At 36.5% G+C, this 19,015-nt stretch carries 22 protein-coding genes; all 22 read left to right on the top strand.

What is annotated here, in order from left to right; genetic code table 11:
* Positions 1-25 precede the first annotated feature (25 nt).
* Positions 26-391, top strand: coding sequence for a response regulator (locus BN990_RS11535; protein ID WP_021291566.1), 366 nt, complete (start codon positions 26-28; stop codon positions 389-391).
* A gap of 15 nt (positions 392-406) precedes the next feature.
* Entirely contained in the window at positions 407-1,054 is a 648-nt protein-coding gene (locus BN990_RS11530; RefSeq protein ID WP_021291565.1) for a flagellar biosynthetic protein FliO, read from the top strand.
* The gene (fliP, locus tag BN990_RS11525; protein WP_021291564.1) at positions 1,047-1,712 is read left to right on the top strand and encodes a flagellar type III secretion system pore protein FliP; all 666 of its coding nucleotides are present in this window, start codon (positions 1,047-1,049) and stop codon (positions 1,710-1,712) included. The genes BN990_RS11530 and fliP overlap by 8 nt, the downstream gene beginning before the upstream one ends.
* A 26-nt stretch (positions 1,713-1,738) precedes the next feature.
* Positions 1,739-2,008, top strand: coding sequence for a flagellar biosynthesis protein FliQ (gene fliQ, locus BN990_RS11520; protein ID WP_021291563.1), 270 nt, complete (start codon positions 1,739-1,741; stop codon positions 2,006-2,008).
* A gap of 3 nt (positions 2,009-2,011) precedes the next feature.
* Positions 2,012-2,791: a flagellar biosynthetic protein FliR gene (gene fliR / locus BN990_RS11515; RefSeq protein ID WP_038244294.1), complete on the top strand. Its 780-nt coding sequence runs from the start codon at positions 2,012-2,014 to the stop codon at positions 2,789-2,791.
* A gap of 1 nt (position 2,792) precedes the next feature.
* Positions 2,793-3,872: a flagellar biosynthesis protein FlhB gene (flhB, locus tag BN990_RS11510; protein WP_038244290.1), complete on the top strand. Its 1,080-nt coding sequence runs from the start codon at positions 2,793-2,795 to the stop codon at positions 3,870-3,872.
* A gap of 19 nt (positions 3,873-3,891) precedes the next feature.
* Positions 3,892-5,925 (top strand): flagellar biosynthesis protein FlhA, encoded by a 2,034-nt coding sequence (gene flhA / locus BN990_RS11505; protein WP_021291560.1) that lies wholly within the window; start codon positions 3,892-3,894, stop codon positions 5,923-5,925.
* Between the two features lie 2 nt (positions 5,926-5,927).
* Positions 5,928-7,043: a flagellar biosynthesis protein FlhF gene (flhF, locus tag BN990_RS11500; protein WP_232620909.1), complete on the top strand. Its 1,116-nt coding sequence runs from the start codon at positions 5,928-5,930 to the stop codon at positions 7,041-7,043.
* Complete coding sequence (locus BN990_RS11495; RefSeq protein ID WP_038244279.1) at positions 7,033-7,899, top strand: MinD/ParA family protein; 867 nt, start codon at positions 7,033-7,035, stop codon at positions 7,897-7,899. Before flhF ends, BN990_RS11495 begins: the two co-directional genes overlap by 11 nt.
* A 6-nt stretch (positions 7,900-7,905) precedes the next feature.
* The gene (locus BN990_RS11490; protein WP_021291557.1) at positions 7,906-8,952 is read left to right on the top strand and encodes a protein-glutamate methylesterase/protein-glutamine glutaminase; all 1,047 of its coding nucleotides are present in this window, start codon (positions 7,906-7,908) and stop codon (positions 8,950-8,952) included.
* A 15-nt stretch (positions 8,953-8,967) separates the two neighbouring features.
* On the top strand, positions 8,968-10,974 hold the full coding sequence (locus BN990_RS11485; protein WP_038244276.1) for a chemotaxis protein CheA: 2,007 nt from the start codon (positions 8,968-8,970) through the stop codon (positions 10,972-10,974).
* Between the two features lie 15 nt (positions 10,975-10,989).
* Complete coding sequence (locus BN990_RS11480; protein WP_021291555.1) at positions 10,990-11,460, top strand: chemotaxis protein CheW; 471 nt, start codon at positions 10,990-10,992, stop codon at positions 11,458-11,460.
* A 5-nt stretch (positions 11,461-11,465) separates the two neighbouring features.
* Positions 11,466-12,098, top strand: a complete 633-nt coding sequence (locus BN990_RS11475; RefSeq protein WP_021291554.1) for a chemotaxis protein CheC — start codon at positions 11,466-11,468, stop codon at positions 12,096-12,098.
* Positions 12,091-12,588 carry a chemotaxis protein CheD gene (locus BN990_RS11470; protein WP_021291553.1) on the top strand — a complete coding sequence of 166 codons (498 nt, stop codon included), beginning with the start codon at positions 12,091-12,093 and terminating at the stop codon, positions 12,586-12,588. The genes BN990_RS11475 and BN990_RS11470 overlap by 8 nt, the downstream gene beginning before the upstream one ends.
* Positions 12,589-12,620: 32 nt before the next feature.
* Positions 12,621-13,400 (top strand): FliA/WhiG family RNA polymerase sigma factor, encoded by a 780-nt coding sequence (locus tag BN990_RS11465; protein WP_021291552.1) that lies wholly within the window; start codon positions 12,621-12,623, stop codon positions 13,398-13,400.
* A 63-nt stretch (positions 13,401-13,463) separates the two neighbouring features.
* On the top strand, positions 13,464-13,901 hold the full coding sequence (locus BN990_RS11460; protein WP_021291551.1) for a DUF6115 domain-containing protein: 438 nt from the start codon (positions 13,464-13,466) through the stop codon (positions 13,899-13,901).
* Between the two features lie 214 nt (positions 13,902-14,115).
* Positions 14,116-14,868, top strand: a complete 753-nt coding sequence (gene rpsB, locus BN990_RS11455) for a 30S ribosomal protein S2 (protein WP_021291550.1) — start codon at positions 14,116-14,118, stop codon at positions 14,866-14,868.
* 92 nt (positions 14,869-14,960) lie between these two features.
* Positions 14,961-15,845, top strand: coding sequence for a translation elongation factor Ts (tsf, locus tag BN990_RS11450; RefSeq protein WP_038244261.1), 885 nt, complete (start codon positions 14,961-14,963; stop codon positions 15,843-15,845).
* Between the two features lie 101 nt (positions 15,846-15,946).
* Positions 15,947-16,669 carry a UMP kinase gene (gene pyrH / locus BN990_RS11445; protein WP_021291548.1) on the top strand — a complete coding sequence of 241 codons (723 nt, stop codon included), beginning with the start codon at positions 15,947-15,949 and terminating at the stop codon, positions 16,667-16,669.
* A gap of 2 nt (positions 16,670-16,671) precedes the next feature.
* Positions 16,672-17,220: a ribosome recycling factor gene (frr, locus tag BN990_RS11440; protein ID WP_038244258.1), complete on the top strand. Its 549-nt coding sequence runs from the start codon at positions 16,672-16,674 to the stop codon at positions 17,218-17,220.
* 202 nt (positions 17,221-17,422) lie between these two features.
* Positions 17,423-18,190, top strand: a complete 768-nt coding sequence (locus tag BN990_RS11435; RefSeq protein WP_021291546.1) for an isoprenyl transferase — start codon at positions 17,423-17,425, stop codon at positions 18,188-18,190.
* 11 nt (positions 18,191-18,201) lie between these two features.
* Positions 18,202-18,990, top strand: coding sequence for a phosphatidate cytidylyltransferase (locus BN990_RS11430; RefSeq protein ID WP_021291545.1), 789 nt, complete (start codon positions 18,202-18,204; stop codon positions 18,988-18,990).
* Positions 18,991-19,015: the final 25 nt, after the last annotated feature.

The following is a 19,015-nucleotide window of genomic DNA, read 5'->3' as shown; positions in this document are numbered from 1 at the left end:
AATAGATTCATAGGAGGAAGTTAAAATGGCAAATCGTATTTTAATTGTAGATGATGCAGCTTTTATGCGAATGATGATTAAAGATATCTTAACAAAGAATGGATTTGAAGTAGTGGCTGAGGCGCAAGACGGAGGCGAAGCGGTAGAGAAGTTCGAGGATGTTTTACCTGATCTAGTCACCATGGATATTACCATGCCAGAGAAAGATGGAATAAGTGCTTTGAAAGAAATAAAAGCAAAACATCCAAACGCAAAAATCATTATGTGCTCAGCCATGGGACAACAGGCAATGGTCATTGATGCCATTCAAGCAGGAGCAAAAGATTTTATTGTTAAGCCATTCCAGGCAGAACGCGTGATTGAAGCAATTCAAAAGGCATTGCATGAATAAAGTGAGTGAAGAATATTGAGAAAATATATCTGTTTCTGTAGCATCATTTTATGTTTCTTTATTCTGATACTGACACCAAGAGAAATAGCTGCAGAAACAACATCTGTAAATGATTGTATTGAACAACAGAAAGATTGTGAACAAACAGAAGAAGCACCTACGTCGAATTCGGAAAATGAGAGTGAAGTGAAGACACAGACTGACCCATTATGGTTAAGTATGGTGAAGTTAGTATTTGCATTATTGCTCGTATTGGGACTGATTTATCTCCTGTTACGATTTATCAAAAAACGAAATGTTTTATTCAGTCAAGTGAAGACGTTGGAGAATCTTGGTGGTATATCACTTGGGCAGAATAAGTCCATACAAATTATTCGCGTAGGTAATAACTATTATTTAATCGGTGTAGGCGAAAATGTGGAGTTATTACGAGAAATTACAGACCAATCATTTATTGATGAATTAACTCGAAGAAATAGCTCCAATTCGGATGATGGATTCTTTTCATTGTTTCATAAAATAGGAGTAAATGGGAGACCCCATAGCTCAAAAGGAAAAGAAAGTTTTGATGGTCTTTTTGCAAAGGAACTGGATAAACTCAAGCAAAATCGAACTGACTTAATAAAACAATTCAACAAGCAAAAGGAAGATAAGCATGAATGAATTTATCGATATGTTTTCTGGTTCCGATCCGACAAATGTAGCAACTTCGGTTAAGCTTGTACTCTTACTCACAATTTTGTCACTTGCTCCGAGTATTTTAATTTTAATGACAAGTTTTACTAGAATCATTATTGTACTGTCATTTGTACGAACTTCTTTAGCAACGCAACAAATGCCACCGAATCAAGTGTTAATTGGCTTAGCTCTTTTCTTAACCTTTTTTATTATGGCTCCGGTGTTTAATGAGATTTACGACGAAGCCTTAGAACCATTATTTAAAGAAGAAATTTCGCTAGATGAAGCCTATGAAGGGGCTAGTTTACCCATTAAAGAATTTATGGCTGAACATACGAGACAAAAGGATTTGGCACTGTTTTTGAATTATGCTGAATTGGAGCAGCCAGAATCAGTACAAGCGATTCCACTTACTACGTTAGTACCGGCATTTGCCATTAGTGAATTAAAAACGGCGTTTCAAATGGGGTTTATGATATTTGTACCATTTTTAATTATAGATATGGCAGTAGCTAGTGTTTTGATGTCAATGGGAATGATGATGTTACCTCCTGTAATGATTTCATTACCATTTAAGATTTTATTATTTGTCTTAGTGGATGGCTGGTATTTAATTACGCATTCACTACTAGATGGTTTTTAAGAAAGCATTAAAGGGGGATCTATTCGATGAGCAGTGAGTTTGTTTTAAGTCTTGCTGAAAAAGGCGTATTTACAATCTTGTTAGTGACAGGTCCATTATTAATTTTAGCATTGGCGGTTGGATTGTTAGTGAGTATTTTCCAAGCGACAACACAAATACAAGAACAGACCTTGGCCTTTATCCCGAAAATTGTTGCTGTATTAGTTGGCCTGATTTTCTTTGGACCATGGATGCTGACGGAAATGGTAGAGTTTACTTCCGATTTATTTCAAAATATAAATCAGTTTGTAGGGTAATGTATGTTAGATGTTATTGATGTTAATAGTCTTCCAGTTTTTTTATTAATTTTAGTACGTGTTGTAGCCTTTTTTGCAACGATGCCATTATTCTCATATCGTACTATTCCTAGACCGTTTAAGCTTGGTCTTAGCTTCTTCTTGGCTTTCCTCATATTTTATACAGTAGATGGAGGAAGTATTGCCTTTGATGGGACCTATTTGTTTTTGATTATGAAAGAGGCGCTAGTGGGCCTTCTAATCGGTTTAATTGCCTATATCATTCTTTCCGCTGTACAAATTGCTGGTGGTTTTATTGATTTTCAGATGGGATTTGCAATTGCTAATGTAATTGATCCGCAAACAGGCGCTCAGAGTCCGTTAACCGGCCAGTATTTTTATATTATTGCTTTATTATTCTTATTATCGGTGAATGGCCATCACATATTAATAGATGGAATAGTAAATAGCTATCATTTTATACCTCTCGATAGGTTCATTCCTTTTCAAAACGAAAACATTGCTCAATTTGTAATAGAAACGTTTAATCAAATGTTTTTAATAGCTTTTCAAATAGCGATACCTATTGTGGGCTGCTTATTTCTTGTAGATGTAGCCCTGGGCATTGTGGCAAAAACTGTACCACAATTAAATGTATTTGTTGTTGGTCTCCCATTAAAGATATTCGTTAGTTTTGTAGCTTTATTGTTTTTTATGAGCTTATACGTTGTTTTAGTAAAGCATTTATTCGAAATACTATTCACTACTATTCGAGGTTTAATGCAATTATTCGGAGGTGGATAGCATGCAGCTAAAAATAGATTTACAGTTTTTTGCTGGGGAAAAGACTGAAAAGGCCACTCCAAAAAAGAGACAAGATGAACGTAAAAAGGGTAAGGTAGCTAAAAGCCAAGATGTAAATACCGCGATTTTATTATTATTTTCATTTATCGTTCTTTTTGTGTTTGGAAGCTCGATGAAGGATGGAATGACTTCCTTATTTGAACATACATTTACAGAATTCATTCATTGGGATGTTACAGAGGCAACGGTACATCAATTGTTTACTGGGGCTACTGTTGAAATTGCTAAAATCTTAGCGCCAATTATGCTGATTGCATTAATTGCAGGAATTGCCTCCAACTTTTTGCAAATCGGATTTCTGTTTACTACAGAATCGATAAAATTTGATTTAAAGAAAATTGACCCAATTCAGGGAGCGAAGCGGATTTTCTCCGTGCGCGCTTTAGTAGAATTACTAAAGTCATTATTAAAGATTGTTTGTATTGGTGCAGTTACGTTTGCGGTTATTTGGATTTACAAAGATGATATGATGATGCTTGCTTTTAAAACGCCCGATAGCGCCCTTGCTTTCTTTGGTCAGGTAACGATGGTGATGGGGATTACGGCTACAATTGTTCTACTAGTTCTATCTGTGCTTGATTATGTTTATCAGCGTTACGACTATGAAAAAAACCTGAGAATGTCAAAACAAGATATTAAAGACGAGTATAAAAATATTGAAGGGGATCCTTTAATTAAATCTAAAATAAAAGAAAAACAAAGGCAAATGGCAACTCGTAGAATGATGAGTGAAGTTCCGCAAGCTGATGTAGTTATAACAAACCCAACTCATTTTGCGATAGCGATTAAATACGATGAAGCAAAGGCAAGTGCACCTTATATTCTTGCTAAAGGTGCAGATGAAGTCGCCTGGAAGATTAAAGAAATAGCTAAGGCAAATGAGATTATTACTGTAGAAAACAAGCCGCTTGCCCGTTCCTTATATGGTTCGGTGGATATCGGTGAAGTGATTCCCGAAGAATTTTTTAAAGCTGTTGCAGAAATATTAGCTTATGTATACAAGCTGGAGAACAAAGTTTAGGCATTAAGGAGAGACCTCAATGAAAGCAAAAGACTTATCCGTCCTTTTAGGTGTTATTTTAATTATTATTATGTTAATTATTCCATTACCAGGATGGATGCTAAGTGTACTTATTCTATGTAATATTTCTTTGGCACTTATTGTAATTTTAGTATCAATGAATACACAAGAAGCTCTGCAGTTTTCTGTATTTCCAACACTTCTTTTGCTATTAACATTATTTCGTTTAGGTCTGAATGTTTCGACCACTCGATCCATTTTGTCGGAGGCAGATGCTGGAGGTGTTGTTGATACATTCGGTTCTTTTGTTATAGGTGGAAACCCCCTTGTTGGGTTCGTTGTTTTTGTTATTTTAGTGATTATTCAATTTCTTGTAATTACCAAAGGATCAGAGAGAGTTTCTGAAGTTGCTGCGCGTTTCACTTTAGATGCGATGCCAGGTAAACAGATGAGTATCGATGCTGATTTAAATGCAGGGTTAATCTCAGAACAACAAGCAAAGGAGCGCCGTGAAAAAATAGAGAAAGAAGCGGACTTTCATGGGTCCATGGATGGTGCCAGTAAGTTTGTTAAAGGGGATGCTATTGCAGGTATTATTATCGTTTTAATTAATATTATTTTTGGATTAATTATCGGTATGGTTCAAATGGATCTGTCATTTCAAGAAGCGATTAATACCTTTATGCGTTTGACCGTAGGGGATGGTTTAGTTAGTCAAATACCAGCACTTCTTATTTCTACTGCTACGGGTATTGTGGTGACCAGAACGGCTGGACAAGGCAATTTAGGTACGGATGTTACTGGACAGCTTATGCAATATCCTAAGTTATTATTTATTGCTGCGGGTACCGTCTTTTTACTAGGTTTAACGCCAATTAATTTCTTTTTAACAACGATCTTAGCTGGTTTACTCGCTTTAAGCGGATACATGTTATTAAAACAATCTGAAACAGTTATTCAACCTGATGTAGAGGAAGAGGATCAGACAGAGAGCTCTGCGATGAAGTCTCCAGAAAATGTCGTACATTTATTAAATATGGATCCAATTGAGTTTGAATTTGGCTATTCATTAATCCCGCTTGCAGATGCGAACCAGGGTGGAGATCTGCTTGATCGAATTGTCATGATTCGCAGGCAATTAGCAATTGAACTAGGAATTGTAATACCGGTCGTACGAATTAGAGATAATATTCAGTTAAATCCAAACGAATATCGTCTTAAAATTAAGGGCAATGAAGTCGCTCATGGTGAATTGCTACTTGATCATTATTTAGCCATGGCACCTGATATTGAAAATGATGACATGGAAGGGGTAAACACAACAGAACCAGCTTTTGGTCTTCCTGCAAAATGGATAAATGAAGAGGTAAAGGATGAAGCTGAATTATCGGGATACACCGTAGTAGACCCACCGTCCGTTGTATCGACTCATTTAACCGAGGTAATTAAACAACATGCGCATGAGCTACTAGGTAGACAAGAAACAAAACAGTTAATTGATCATTTAAAAGAATCTTTTCCAATTTTGGTAGAAGAAGTAACCCCAGAGCCCTTAGCAGTGGGCGAATTACAAAAAGTATTAAGCAAATTATTAAAAGAAAAAGTTTCCATAAGAAATTTACCTATCATTTTTGAAACACTTGCAGATTTTTCAAAGTTAACGAATGATACCGAATTACTAGCAGAGTATGTCAGGCAATCCTTATCTGCACAGATTACCAAGCAGTATACCGAAGCAGATAAAAGCCTAAAAGTAGTGACACTGTCAGCGCAGGCTGAAAAGGCAATCGCTGATAGTATTCAGCAAACAGAGCATGGCAGCTATTTATCAATGGAACCAGATATCCAACAGAAGTTGATTGAGCAGACACAAGGAGAGGTAGAAAAGCTAACGTTGCAAGAAGAAAATGCACTCCTCCTATGTTCACCAGCAGTACGTATGTATGTAAAACAATTAATCGAACGCTTTTTACCACAGGTGGTTGTCTTATCCTTTAATGAGTTAGAACCGAATGTACAAGTACAAAGTGTTGGGGTGGTGAATATTGCTTGAAGGTGAAAAAATATGTGGCTCATTCGATGCCGGAAGCTATGAAACAAATCAGAAAAGAGTTAGGTAAGGACGCAGTTATTCTACATTCTCGAGAGGTGAAGCGGGGGAGCCGTATCTTTGGGCTTGGCAAAAAAACGAAAATTGAAGTTGTAGCTGCGAAAGATTCTGACCCGCTGATTTATAACCAAACCCGTCAAGAAGGATTGACTGCAGAGAAACGGCAGGCGAAGGAACCAAAACAAGAATCTAACTCAAATGTATTAGAGGAATTACAACAAGTAAAAAAGCTTTTATTTCAATCTTCGCTTCAAGGTATCCAATACCCAGTTGATTTTCAAGTAGTATATAATCAATTACTTGAGCAAGAAGTTGAGGTTGAAATAGCAACCTCCATCATGGAAGCAGTTATCGAGCGAGAAAAAACAGCAAAGATCCATCATTCATCTTCTGAGCTTGCTGAAGAAGTGAATAAGGAGATTGAAAGGCGGTTGCAATCCACTCATTTTGAAGGTATATCAGAACAAAGTCAAATTATCTATTTTGTAGGGCCAACTGGTGTTGGCAAAACTACAACATTAGCAAAAATTGCTGCAACATCCAAATTACAGGAGCATAAAAGTATTGCCTTTATAACAACAGATACGTATCGAATCGCTGCTGTAGAACAATTAAAAACGTATGCTCAATTATTAAATGTACCTTTAGAAGTAGCGTATTCAAATGAAGAATTACAAAAAGCGATTATGAAATTCGCTGCCTATGATCTCATATTTGTTGATACTGCAGGTAGGAATTTTCGAAATGATCAAGATGTAATTAACTTCCAAGAAAGTTTACCAACGAACGAAGCATCCGAAGTATTTTTAGTATTATCCTTATCCGCTAAACCAAAGGACATTCTAGATATCTATGATCAATTCAGAAGTATCGCAATAAAAGCAGTTATTGCTACGAAAATGGATGAGACGAGACAATATGGAAGTTTATTAAATATTACTTTAGGAAGAAAAATAGGGATTGCCTATATTACGAACGGGCAAAATGTACCTGATGACATAACGCGACCTGATGCCAAAATGATCTCCAACTTTATCTTAGGTGAACATAATGAAACATGATCAAGCGGCGATACTTCGTCAAAAGATGCAAACGTTCAACCAACCGTATAACTCAAAAACGATAGCTGTACTAAGCGGAAAAGATGGAGTTGGAAAGTCGAATATAACCGTTAATTTCTCCTTGGCGCTAATAGAGAGCGGTAAAAAAGTTCTGGTTGTTGATATGGATATAGGAATGGGGAATATTGATATTTTATTGGGGTTGCAGGTAGAAAAAACAATGATTGATATGTTCGAGGATAATCTTTCTCTTTTTGAAATTATTCAGACCGGCCCCCGAAACCTTGACTATATCGCAGCAGGTTCAGGTTTATCTTCTATTTTTTCCATGAAGGATCATCATAAACAACTGTTTTTCAATCAATATGGCCAAGTTATAGGTCTTTATGATTACGTTATATTCGATATGGGGGCTGGAGTCACCCGGGATGCAATGTCTTTCGTGTTAGCATCAGACGAATGTTTTATTGTAACCACACCAGAACCAACAGCTATTACTGACGCATACAGTATGATAAAACATATTCTTCATTATAATCATACCATTCCTATACAGGTTATAATGAACCGCTCCCAATCAGGGAACAAAGGTTGGAAGCTGTTAGAACGGTTTACAAAGGTTGTCGATCAATTTCTTCATGTTCAAATTGGTGCATTAGGTGTACTTCCATATGATAAAACGGTAAATCAGGCAGTTATTAACCAGACACCGTTTTTCGTTGAAAAAGAAAGGTCTACTATTTCTAAAGCGATGAGGAAAATGGCAGGCGATTATCTTAAAACACAGAATAATAGACAGGATTTCACTTCCTCCTCTTTTTTACAGAAGTTAAAACAGATCGTGAAAGAAAGGTAATCTTATATGCACTTCATACGAGTTATTATTATTGATGATTCTGCGTTTATGCGTAAGGTCCTTACAGACATGTTACACAGCGATGATCGAATAGAAGTAGTTGGTACAGCTAGAAATGGAGAGGATGGGCTTAAAAAAGTAAAAGAGCTGCGCCCTGATGTTGTCACGCTGGATATTCAGATGCCAATTATGGATGGGATTACAACGCTAAAGGAGTTGATGAATCTATATCCAGTCCCTGTAGTTATGTTGTCCAGTGCTACGAATGATTCTACGAAACAAACAGTCCAAGCCATCTCAAGTGGCGCAGTAGATTTTATCGAAAAACCTTCTGGTCCAATATCTTTAGATATTGAGTCAATGAAACAAGATATTATTCAAAAAGTGGTTATGGCTTCAAGAATAACCTTTCCAGTCGGTGAACGAAGTAAAAACAATAGAATGACTGTTTCAAAATTAGAAGCATTCTCTACGAACTACAAAAAAAATATTGTAGCAATCGGAACTTCTACTGGCGGCCCGCGAGCGTTACAACAAATTATCGCTCGTTTACCAGCAACAATTAATGCTCCGATCCTTGTCGTACAACATATGCCTGCGGGGTTTACAAAGTCACTTGCCATACGATTAGATCAATCATCTGCACTGAAGGTAAAAGAGGCGATTCACGGTGAAGTTATAGTGAATGGCACCGTATATATAGCACCTGGTAATTTACATATGAAACTTAAAGTCGTTGGAGCAACTACCTCAATTGTTCTTACGAAAGAAGCGGTGGTAAATGGACATCGTCCCGCTGTTGATACGTTATTTCATTCGCTTGCTGAAATAGAAAGCGTGAATAAACTAGCGATTATTCTAACGGGAATGGGAAGTGATGGGACGAAAGGAATAAAAAAATTAAAGGAAACAGACGAAAACACGATGGTTATCGCGGAGTCTGAAGAGACGGCGATTGTACATGGAATGCCAAAAGCAGCGGTTCGGACAAATTTAGTTAATCAAGAATTGCCTTTACTAGAAATAAGTAGGTTAATTACCAAATTAGTATAAATGGAGGGGAAATAGGTGGATACAACGGAATACTTGGGTGTCTTTATTGATGAAAGTAACGAACACTTAGAAGTTTTGTATAATCAATTATTAGTGTTAGAAAAGAAACCGCAGGATAAATCGATTGTTGAAGAAATATTTCGTGCTGCTCATACATTAAAAGGGATGTCTGCCACGATGGGTTACAATGATCTAGCTAATTTAACACACAAGTTAGAAAATGTGTTTGATGCAATTAAAGAGGGCAACGTAGTCGTCAATGCCGAAGTAATTGATATTTTATTTGATGCAGTTGATCATCTGAATGCAATGGTAGAACATATTTCTACTGGGGGAGATGGATCCCGTAATGTAGAACAAATTGTTGATCAATTAAAGCGGATTGAAACAGATGAAGCAGTGACAATATCCAGTACAAGTAAAACATCAACCATTGAAAAAAAGAAGCAATATTTGCAGGAAGTAGATGAATTTGAGTTAACCATATTAAAAGAATCAGCTGATCGTGGATATACGAATTTTGAAATAACAGTAACATTAAGAGAAGACTGTTTATTAAAAGGTGCGAGAGTATTTATGGTCTTCGAGGTACTCGAAAAAATGGGAGAGATTATTAAATCGGAGCCTAGTGTTAATCAGTTAGAAGAAGAGGAATTCGATCAATCATTTACCGTTTTATTCATATCGGAACATTCAAAAGCGTATATTGCGAGCAGTATCAACAAAGTCTCGGAGATTGAAAAAGTGGATGTTTGTCCTTTCTCTGTTACAGCTTATGAAGAAAATCTGGAAAAGTCGAAGGAACTGAGAAATCAAGAGAAAGAGACAACCAAGGATATCACTGATGGGACAAAGAACCAGACGAAGACTGCTACGCATAAAACAGTCCGTGTAAATATTGAACGATTAGATATACTAATGAATTTATTTGAAGAACTTGTTGTGGATCGAGGAAGATTAGAGCAATTAGCAGTTGATTTAGAACATGCTGATTTACAAGAAACAGTAGAACATATGTCACGTGTATCGAATGATTTACAAAATATTATCCTAACGATGCGTATGGTGCCAATTGAACAAGTATTTAATCGATTCCCAAGAATGATAAGACAATTAGCAAGAGATTTACAGAAAGACGTGGACATAGAAATTATTGGTGCAGAAACAGAATTAGATCGAACCGTCATTGATGAGATTGGGGATCCTTTGGTTCATTTAATTCGAAATGCAATTGACCATGGTATTGAGAAGCCTGAAGAGCGACTAACAAAAGGGAAACAAGAAAAAGGAACCATAAAGCTAGAAGCATATCATAGTGGAAATCATGTATTTATTGAGATAAAAGATGACGGGGTCGGCATTAATAAGGAGAAAGTTTTATCAAAAGCATTGAAGAAGGGGATTATTACAGAAAATCAAGCTGAATTATTAACGGATCAACAGGTGTTTGAGTTAATTATGGCTAGCGGATTTTCTACAGCTGATACAGTTTCAGATATATCAGGAAGAGGTGTGGGGCTAGATGTGGTTAAGAATACGATTGAGTCATTAGGCGGTCGAATTCAAATCGATGCTAAGCAAAATCAAGGTTCGACATTCTCCATTCAGCTGCCATTAACACTCTCAATCATTTCCGTTTTACTGATTGAATTGCAACAAGAAAAATATGCGATACCACTATCCTCAATTATTGAAACGGCAATTATACATCGAGATGACATTATGCATGCACATAACACAAAAGTAATTGACTTTCGTGGGAAAGTCGTCCCGCTTTCTTTTCTTAATGATATTTTTGAGGTACCTACTACAGATGAAGAAGACCCGTACCTTTCTGTAGTAATTGTTAAAAAAGGGGAGAAGTTGACAGGGTTAATTGTCGATTCCTTTATTGGACAGCAAGAAGTTGTACTAAAATCATTAGGAAACTATTTATCCAATACATTCGCTATCTCAGGAGCAACCATTCTTGGAGATGGGGAAGTTGCTCTAATTATTGATAGTAACTCTTTAATTAAATAAGATGGAGGGATTAACATGGAAAATGAAGTAATGAGTAATCGAAAAGTAATTGTTTTTCAACTAGGAAATGAGGAATATGCAGTATCTGTATTACAAGTAGGATCAATAGAAAGAATGATTCCCATTACCAGAGTTCCGCAAACAGCAAATTTTGTGAAAGGTGTCATTAATTTAAGAGGAGTAGTCACGCCCATTATCGATTTGCGGTTGCGCTTTGGGATGGAGGAATCCGCTTTTAATGAATCTACACGAATTATTATTGTTTATGTAGATGACATGGAGGTTGGCTTAATCGTTGATGCAGCAAATGATGTGATCGATATTCCGGAAAGTGAAATAGAGCCAGCACCAGAAGTAATAGGGTCCGTTGATGCGGATTATATTGAAGGTGTAGCCAAACTAGAAACTCGTCTACTTATACTTCTTGATTTACAGAGTGTATTAACAGAAGATGAAATTCACGAATTAAAATCTGTTGAAGGATAGTAGAAATGGAAATATCAAACTTAACCATGTTACAAAAAGATGTTCTGCGTGAGATTGGTAATATTGGAGCAGGAAATGCGGCAACTTCTCTTTCTAAGTTAGTTAATAGAAGGATTGACATGCAAGCCCCGGTAATCAAAATGGTGAATTATGAAGAAATAATGGGTTTGATAGGCGGACCTGAAGAAATTATAACGGCAATTGTTTTTCGAATAGAAGGGGAGGCACCAGGAACAGTATATTTCATCTTATCGGTTAACGAAGCAGAAAACTTAATTCAAGAGATCATTCAAAAGCCAGAAGTGAAATTATCGGATTCGCCATCTAATACATTAGCCATTTCGGTCTTAGAAGAAGTAGGTAATATACTAACAGGTGCTTATATATCAGCTTTATCTGATTTGACACAGATCAATATGTACCCATCTGTCCCTTATTTTAGTTTAGATATGGCTGGAGCAATATTAACAGCAGGCTTAGTAGAGTTATCACAAATTACTGACTGCGCGATTATTATTGATACAAAAATGAACCCTTCTACTTTACAGGATGAAATTAACGGTAGCTTTCTATTTGTTCCCGATCCAGATGCATTCCATGAACTATTTCAGTCCTTAGGAATTAATGAACATGAATAAAACAGAGAATGTAATTAAAGTCGGCATTGCTGATTTACATGTTATAACAGTTCCGAATATAATACGCACTTCTGGTCTAGGTTCTTGTATTGGAGTAGTGATTTATGATGAGGGTATACAAGTGGCTGGCTTAGCGCATATCTTATTACCCAATTCAAAGCTTGCTAGACAAAGTAATGCCAACCCATATAAATACGCGGATACAGCTATTGAATCTTTAATTCATCAACTTGTGGCAAATGGTGCCCGAAAAGATTATTTAAAGGCAAAGATTGCTGGAGGAGCGCAAATGTTTCAGTTCTCTAAAGGGTCTAATTTAATGAGTATTGGTTCTAGGAATACAGAAGCTGTTCAAACACAATTAAGTGACCTTCATATTCCAATTATTTCTTCTGATGTAGGTGGTAACACTGGAAGAACGATAGAATTTGATCCAGCAACAAGTAAGTTGAAGATAAGAAAGGTAAATTGTGAGGCTGTCTATATATAATTGCTAAGTATATTGTAAGAGGAGTGAATGGAATGACCGTAAATGAAACTCTTCATGAACAGAAACTATGGGATTATTGGGTAAATGATCAAGATCAAAATGCTGCTAATATGCTAATTGATAAATATATGTATCTAGTAAGTTTCCATGTGGAGAGAATTGCAAGTCATTTGCCGAGTAATGTTCAAAAGTCAGATGTAAGGAGTTTTGGGTTAATTGGGCTATACGATGCATTAAAGAAATTCGATGTAAGCAGAGAACTGAAATTTGATACATATGCCTCTTTTCGAATTAAAGGCGCAATCATGGATGGATTGAGAAGGGAAGACTGGTTACCGCGATCATTACGGGATAAAACCAAAAGAATTGAACAAGTATCTCAACGATTAGAGCAGGAAAAAAATCACAATCCAAGCGTAGCAGAAATTGCAGAGGGAACAGGAATGTCAATTAAAGAAGTAGAAGCTGCTATTCGTGACTCACTTGTAGCGAATATCCTTTCAATTGAAGAAAAACCGAATGATCAGAAACTAAAATTAAAAGAAGGAATTGGTTACACGATCCCTGATGGCACAGCAACTACTCCTGAGGAAGAATTACTAAAAAATGAATTAAAAGAGGAATTAATGGAAGGAATTACTTCGTTGAATGACAATGAACAACTGGTTATTAGTCTTTTCTATCACGAAGAATTGACGTTGACGGAAATTGGACAAGTACTCGGATTAACCACGTCTCGAATCTCACAAATACACAAAAAATCGATCGTAAAGTTACGAGCGACTTTGCAAAAGATACAAGCCTTATCTTAATCGCTTGCGATAAATTTGTTTACACATAATAGTATAGAAATAAAGCTCAAAGGGAAGGATTTAATGACTTCATTCTTATTAATTATTAGTTTTCTGTTACATGGTATCTCTTTTATCACCATCTATTATTTGTTAAAGTTAAGTCGATCCCAACAAGTGAATGCCAATGAATTACAAACACTATTGGCATCTTATCTAGATGAAATTAAAACGGAAAATCAGCATCTAGAAAGACAGCTATCACAGGGAGTTACAAATGAGGCCAATTATTCGAAAGAGCAAATAGCTGCTAACCCGGATGCAGCAGGTGAACAATCAAATGAAGAAAATATAGACTTGCCTATAAGCGAAATGGATCAAGTAGAAGCCTCGCTACAAGCAAGAGTATTACAAATGTATTCAAATGGAAAATCAATTACTGAAATTGCTAGAGAGTTAAATTGTGGAAAAACAGAGGCAGAATTGATAATTAAATTTCAGTATCACCAATCCATTCGTTAAATAATGCCATTTATTACGAAAATTTGTCATTACTACTTGATAACCTTCATGCATTATGATATATTATTTTTTGGTGTGAATACTATGTTCATAGAAAGAACAAGTACGTAATTACACACGTTCAGTAATTTATAATTAGGGTGCCTTTGATTGAAAGGTCTGTTTATGAAGATGATCTGAACGGAGGATAAAAACCAATTAGGAGGAATTTTTAATGTCAGCAATTTCAATGAAACAGCTGCTTGAAGCTGGTGTGCATTTTGGACATCAGACACGTCGCTGGAATCCAAAGATGAAAAAGTACATCTTTACAGAACGTAACGGAATCTATATCATTGACCTACAAAAAACAGTGAAGAAGGTTGATGAAGCATACAATTATGTGAAGGAACTTGTTGCAGATGGCGGAACCATCTTGTTTGTTGGAACGAAGAAACAAGCGCAAGATTCTGTTCGCGACGAAGCAACGCGTTCTGGAATGTTCTTTGTGAATCAACGTTGGTTAGGTGGTACACTTACGAATTTCCAAACAATCCGTAAACGTATTAACCGTCTAAAAGACATTGAGCGTATGGAAGAGGACGGTACTTTTGAAGTACTACCGAAAAAAGAAGTCGTTGATTTGTTAAAAGAAAAAGATCGTTTAGTTAAATTCCTTGGTGGAATTAAAGAAATGAACAAATTACCTGATGCGTTGTTTGTTATTGATCCACGTAAAGAACGTATTGCGATTGCAGAAGCACATAAGTTAAACATTCCAATTATCGGAATTGTGGATACCAACTGTGATCCTGATGAAATTGATTATGTCATTCCAGCTAATGACGATGCAATTCGCGCAGTCAAGCTTTTGACTTCAAAAATGGCGGATGCTATTTTAGAAGTGAAACAAGGAGAAGAAACAGAAGTAGTTGAAGCTGAAGAAGAGCAAGTGGTAGCTACTGCTTCTGAAACTGAACAAGAGTAATTCAATTGAAAGGTGAGGGTGATAAGAGGATGAGAGCCTTTTATCACCCTTTTTAAAGAAAACATTGTCTATTTCTTAAGGAGGATTTTTGAATGGCTATTACTGCAAAATTAGTAAAAGAGTTACGTGAAAAAACTGGCGCAGGAATGATGGATTGTAAAAAAGCACTACAAGAAACAGATGGAAATATTGAAGCAGCCGTTGACTATTTACGTGAAAAAGGTATTTCTAAAGCTGCCAAAAAAGCAGATCGCATTGCTGCTGAAGGGGCTACCCACATCGCCGTTGATGGTAATGTTGCTGTATTACTTGAAGTAAACTGTGAAACGGATTTCGTAACAAAGAATGATCAGTTTAAACAATTGCTTCATGACTTAGGAAAACAATTGCTTAACAAACAGCCAAATACGGTTGAAGAAGCGATGCAACAAGAAATGGAAGGCAGCGGAGAAACTGTCGAAAACTTTATTAATTCTGCAGTTGCAAAAATTGGAGAAAAACTTTCCCTTCGTCGTTTCACTGTCTTAACGAAAACAGACAATGATGCCTTTGGTGGATACTTGCATATGGGTGGACGTATTGGCGTACTTACATTACTAGAGGGAACAACGGATGATCAAGTAGCTAAAGATGTTGCTATGCATGTAGCTGCAGTAAATCCTCGTTATGTTTCTCGTGATGAAGTATCTGAAGAAGAAGTCAATAAAGAACGTGAAGTACTGAAAACGCAAGCTTTAAATGAAGGTAAACCAGAAAAAATTGTTAAAAAAATGGTTGAAGGCCGTCTCGGCAAGTTCTTTGAAGAAATTTGTCTGCTCGATCAAAACTTTGTAAAAGACCCTGATCAAAAAGTGAAAACATACGTAGCGGATAAAGGTGCCTCTGTGAAGACCTTTACTCGTTATGAAGTTGGCGAAGGTATGGAGAAACGAGAAGAAAACTTCGCAGATGAAGTAATGAATCAAATCAAAAAGTAAATTATTGGTCAGGTAGGGAGCACATTTGTTTGTTGTTCCCTATTTCTCCATATATCCTCAAAACAATCAACTACAAAAAAATATTTTCTATGGAGGTTATTATGACAACAGCTCGTTACCGTAGAATCGTACTTAAATTAAGTGGAGAAGCTTTGAGTGGCGAAGAAGGGTATGGCATTGAGCCTAAAATAATTCAGTCCATCGCTAATCAAGTCAAAGAAGTCGCAGAACTAGGTGTAGAAACTGCTATTGTTGTAGGTGGTGGCAACATCTGGCGTGGCAAAGTTGGCAGTGAAATGGGTATGGATCGTGCTACTGCTGATTATATGGGAATGTTGGCAACAATCATGAATTCGCTCGCCCTTCAGGATGGACTTGAAAATATTGGCATTCCTACTAGAGTACAGACATCAATTGAAATGCGACAAGTAGCAGAGCCATACATACGAAGAAAAGCAATTCGTCATTTGGAGAAAAAGCGTGTTGTCATTTTTGCTGCTGGTACTGGAAATCCATTCTTTTCAACAGATACAACTGCAGCATTACGTGCTGCTGAGATAGAAGCAGAGGTTATTTTAATGGCTAAAAATAATGTGGATGGAGTTTACACCGACGATCCTAAGATTAATAAAGATGCAGAGAAGTATGAAAACCTATCTTACATGGAAATGCTTAATGAAGGGCTCGGTGTCATGGATTCTACTGCTTCCACATTATGTATGGATAATGATATCCCATTAGTTGTGTTCTCAATCATGGAAGAAGGAAATATTAAACGCGTGGTCCAAGGCGAAGTTATTGGAACCACAATAAGGGGGAAATAATGATGTCTGATGACATTATGAAGCAAATGAAAGACAAAATGGAACAAGCTGTTCAAGCTTTTTCAAAAAATTTAGCTACGGTTAGAGCAGGTCGAGCGAACCCGAATTTATTAGATAGTGTTTTTGTAGAGTACTACGGAATGAATACACCGCTAAATCAGTTGGCGTCTGTAACAGCTCCGGAGGCGAGATTACTTGTAATTACCCCATTTGATAAATCAGCGATTTCAGATATTGAAAAGGCGATACAAAAGGCTGACTTGGGAATTTCACCATCAAGTGATGGTAATATCATTCGGATTAATATCCCGACGTTAACGGAAGACCGTCGTAAAGATATAGTTAAAGTGGTAGGCAAGTATGCAGAAGAAGCAAAAGTACAGGTCCGAAATATTCGCCGAGAAGCAAATGATCAATTGAAAAAAGCGGATGGGCTTTCTGAGGACGATGTACGTGGTGCACAAGATAATGTACAAAAAGCAACAGACAACCACATAGCTAAAATAGATCAACTAGCTAAAGATAAAGAAAAAGAAATTATGGAAGTTTAGTCCAAGACCATGTAAAATAAGATGTATTAGCCCTCTTGTTTAAGGGGGCTTTTGTATTCTTACGCAAAAATCGTTATAATATTAAATGATTTGAGTGAATAACGATGATTTATCCAATGGATTTCATAGAATCAACATTTACGACATATAGATAATATGGTAGAAATGACATGGATAATCAACAGCATTCGGAGGACAAAAAATGTCAATAAGACTTCCTTTTATAAAAAATAAACAAAAAGAACTAAGTCAATTAACTACAATTGATAAAGAGAATACTCCAGATCATGTAGCTATCATCATGGATGGAAACGGAAGATGGGCAAAACAAAGATCTTTACCGAGAATTGCTGGGCATAAAGAAGGTGTTAATTCAGTTGTAAAGGTGGTAAGGGCAGCTCATCAATGCAATATAAAAGTGTTAACACTCTATGCATTCTCTACTGAAAATTGGAAAAGGCCAAAAAAAGAAATTGATTTCTTAATGAAATTGCCGAAGGAATTCCTGCATGTTCATTTACCGGAATTAATGGAGAAGAATGTGAGGATTCAAACAATAGGGGATTTTGAGGCTCTCCCCAAGCATACGAAGGACACCATTCAACATGCAATGAATAAAACGAAGAATAATGATGGATTATTGCTTAATTTTGCTTTAAACTATGGAAGTAGAGACGAAATCATGCATGCGATCAAGAAAATTATGGAAGATGTTAATGGAGCAAAAATTTCAATTGATTCCTTAGATGAACAAGTTTTTTCAAAGTATCTGTATACGCGAGGGCTTAGTGACCCTGATCTATTAATCCGTACGAGCGGAGAACAGCGGTTAAGTAATTTTCTGCTATGGCAGTTAGCTTATACAGAGTTTTGGTTCACAGATGTTCTATGGCCAGATTTTTCTGAGGAAGTATTTCAACAAGCAATTGAGGAATATCAACAACGTCAACGACGCTATGGCGGAATTTAGGTGAGAATCGTATGAAACAACGGATTATAACAGCTATCATAGCACTAATTTTGTTCGTACCCTTTGTCATCATTGGAGGGACGCCGTTTAATCTCTTTGTTTATGTAATGGCAACAATTGGTTTTTTGGAATTAATTAGAATGGGGAGTATTGCAAAGTACTCGATCCCTTCTTTATTAGGAATCGGTCTTTTATGGACCTTTTTATTAAGTGAACGTATAGACTTAGCTTGGTTAACAAAATCAGACATCCTTATGTTAATTGTACTTTTACTATTATCGTACACCGTCTTAGTTAAAAACAAGTTTACCTTTGATCATGCAGGTGTTGTCTTACTTTCTGCTATCTACCTAGGAATGGGTTTTTATTATTTAACTATTGCTAGAGGAGAAGGGATAGAGGGCTTAGCTACAATCTTATACATCTTTTTAATTATATGGGCAACAGATACAGGAGCTTATTTTTTTGGACGAGCTTTCGGTAAACATAAGCTATGGCCAAAAATAAGTCCAAATAAGACAGTAGAGGGTGCATTAGGTGGTGTAGCACTCGCAGTACTAGTCGGTGTTATTTTTCAGTTTATTTACCCAGTCGAGAACACATTCATTGGAATTATTTGTGTATCCATATTGGCATCGGTTTTTGGGCAAATTGGTGATTTAGTTGAATCTGCGTTTAAGCGGCATTATGGCGTGAAAGATTCCGGCAATGTTCTTCCTGGTCATGGAGGGATTTTAGACCGATTTGATAGCTTATTATTTGTGATGCCTATTTTACATTTCGTTGGATTTTTTAACTAAGCAATGACAAATATTTAGAGTTGCA

The organism is Virgibacillus salexigens, assembly GCF_000723585.1.
GTDB lineage: Bacteria > Bacillota > Bacilli > Bacillales > Amphibacillaceae > Virgibacillus > Virgibacillus salexigens.
This window is presented reverse-complemented; position numbering and strand designations above follow the sequence as displayed.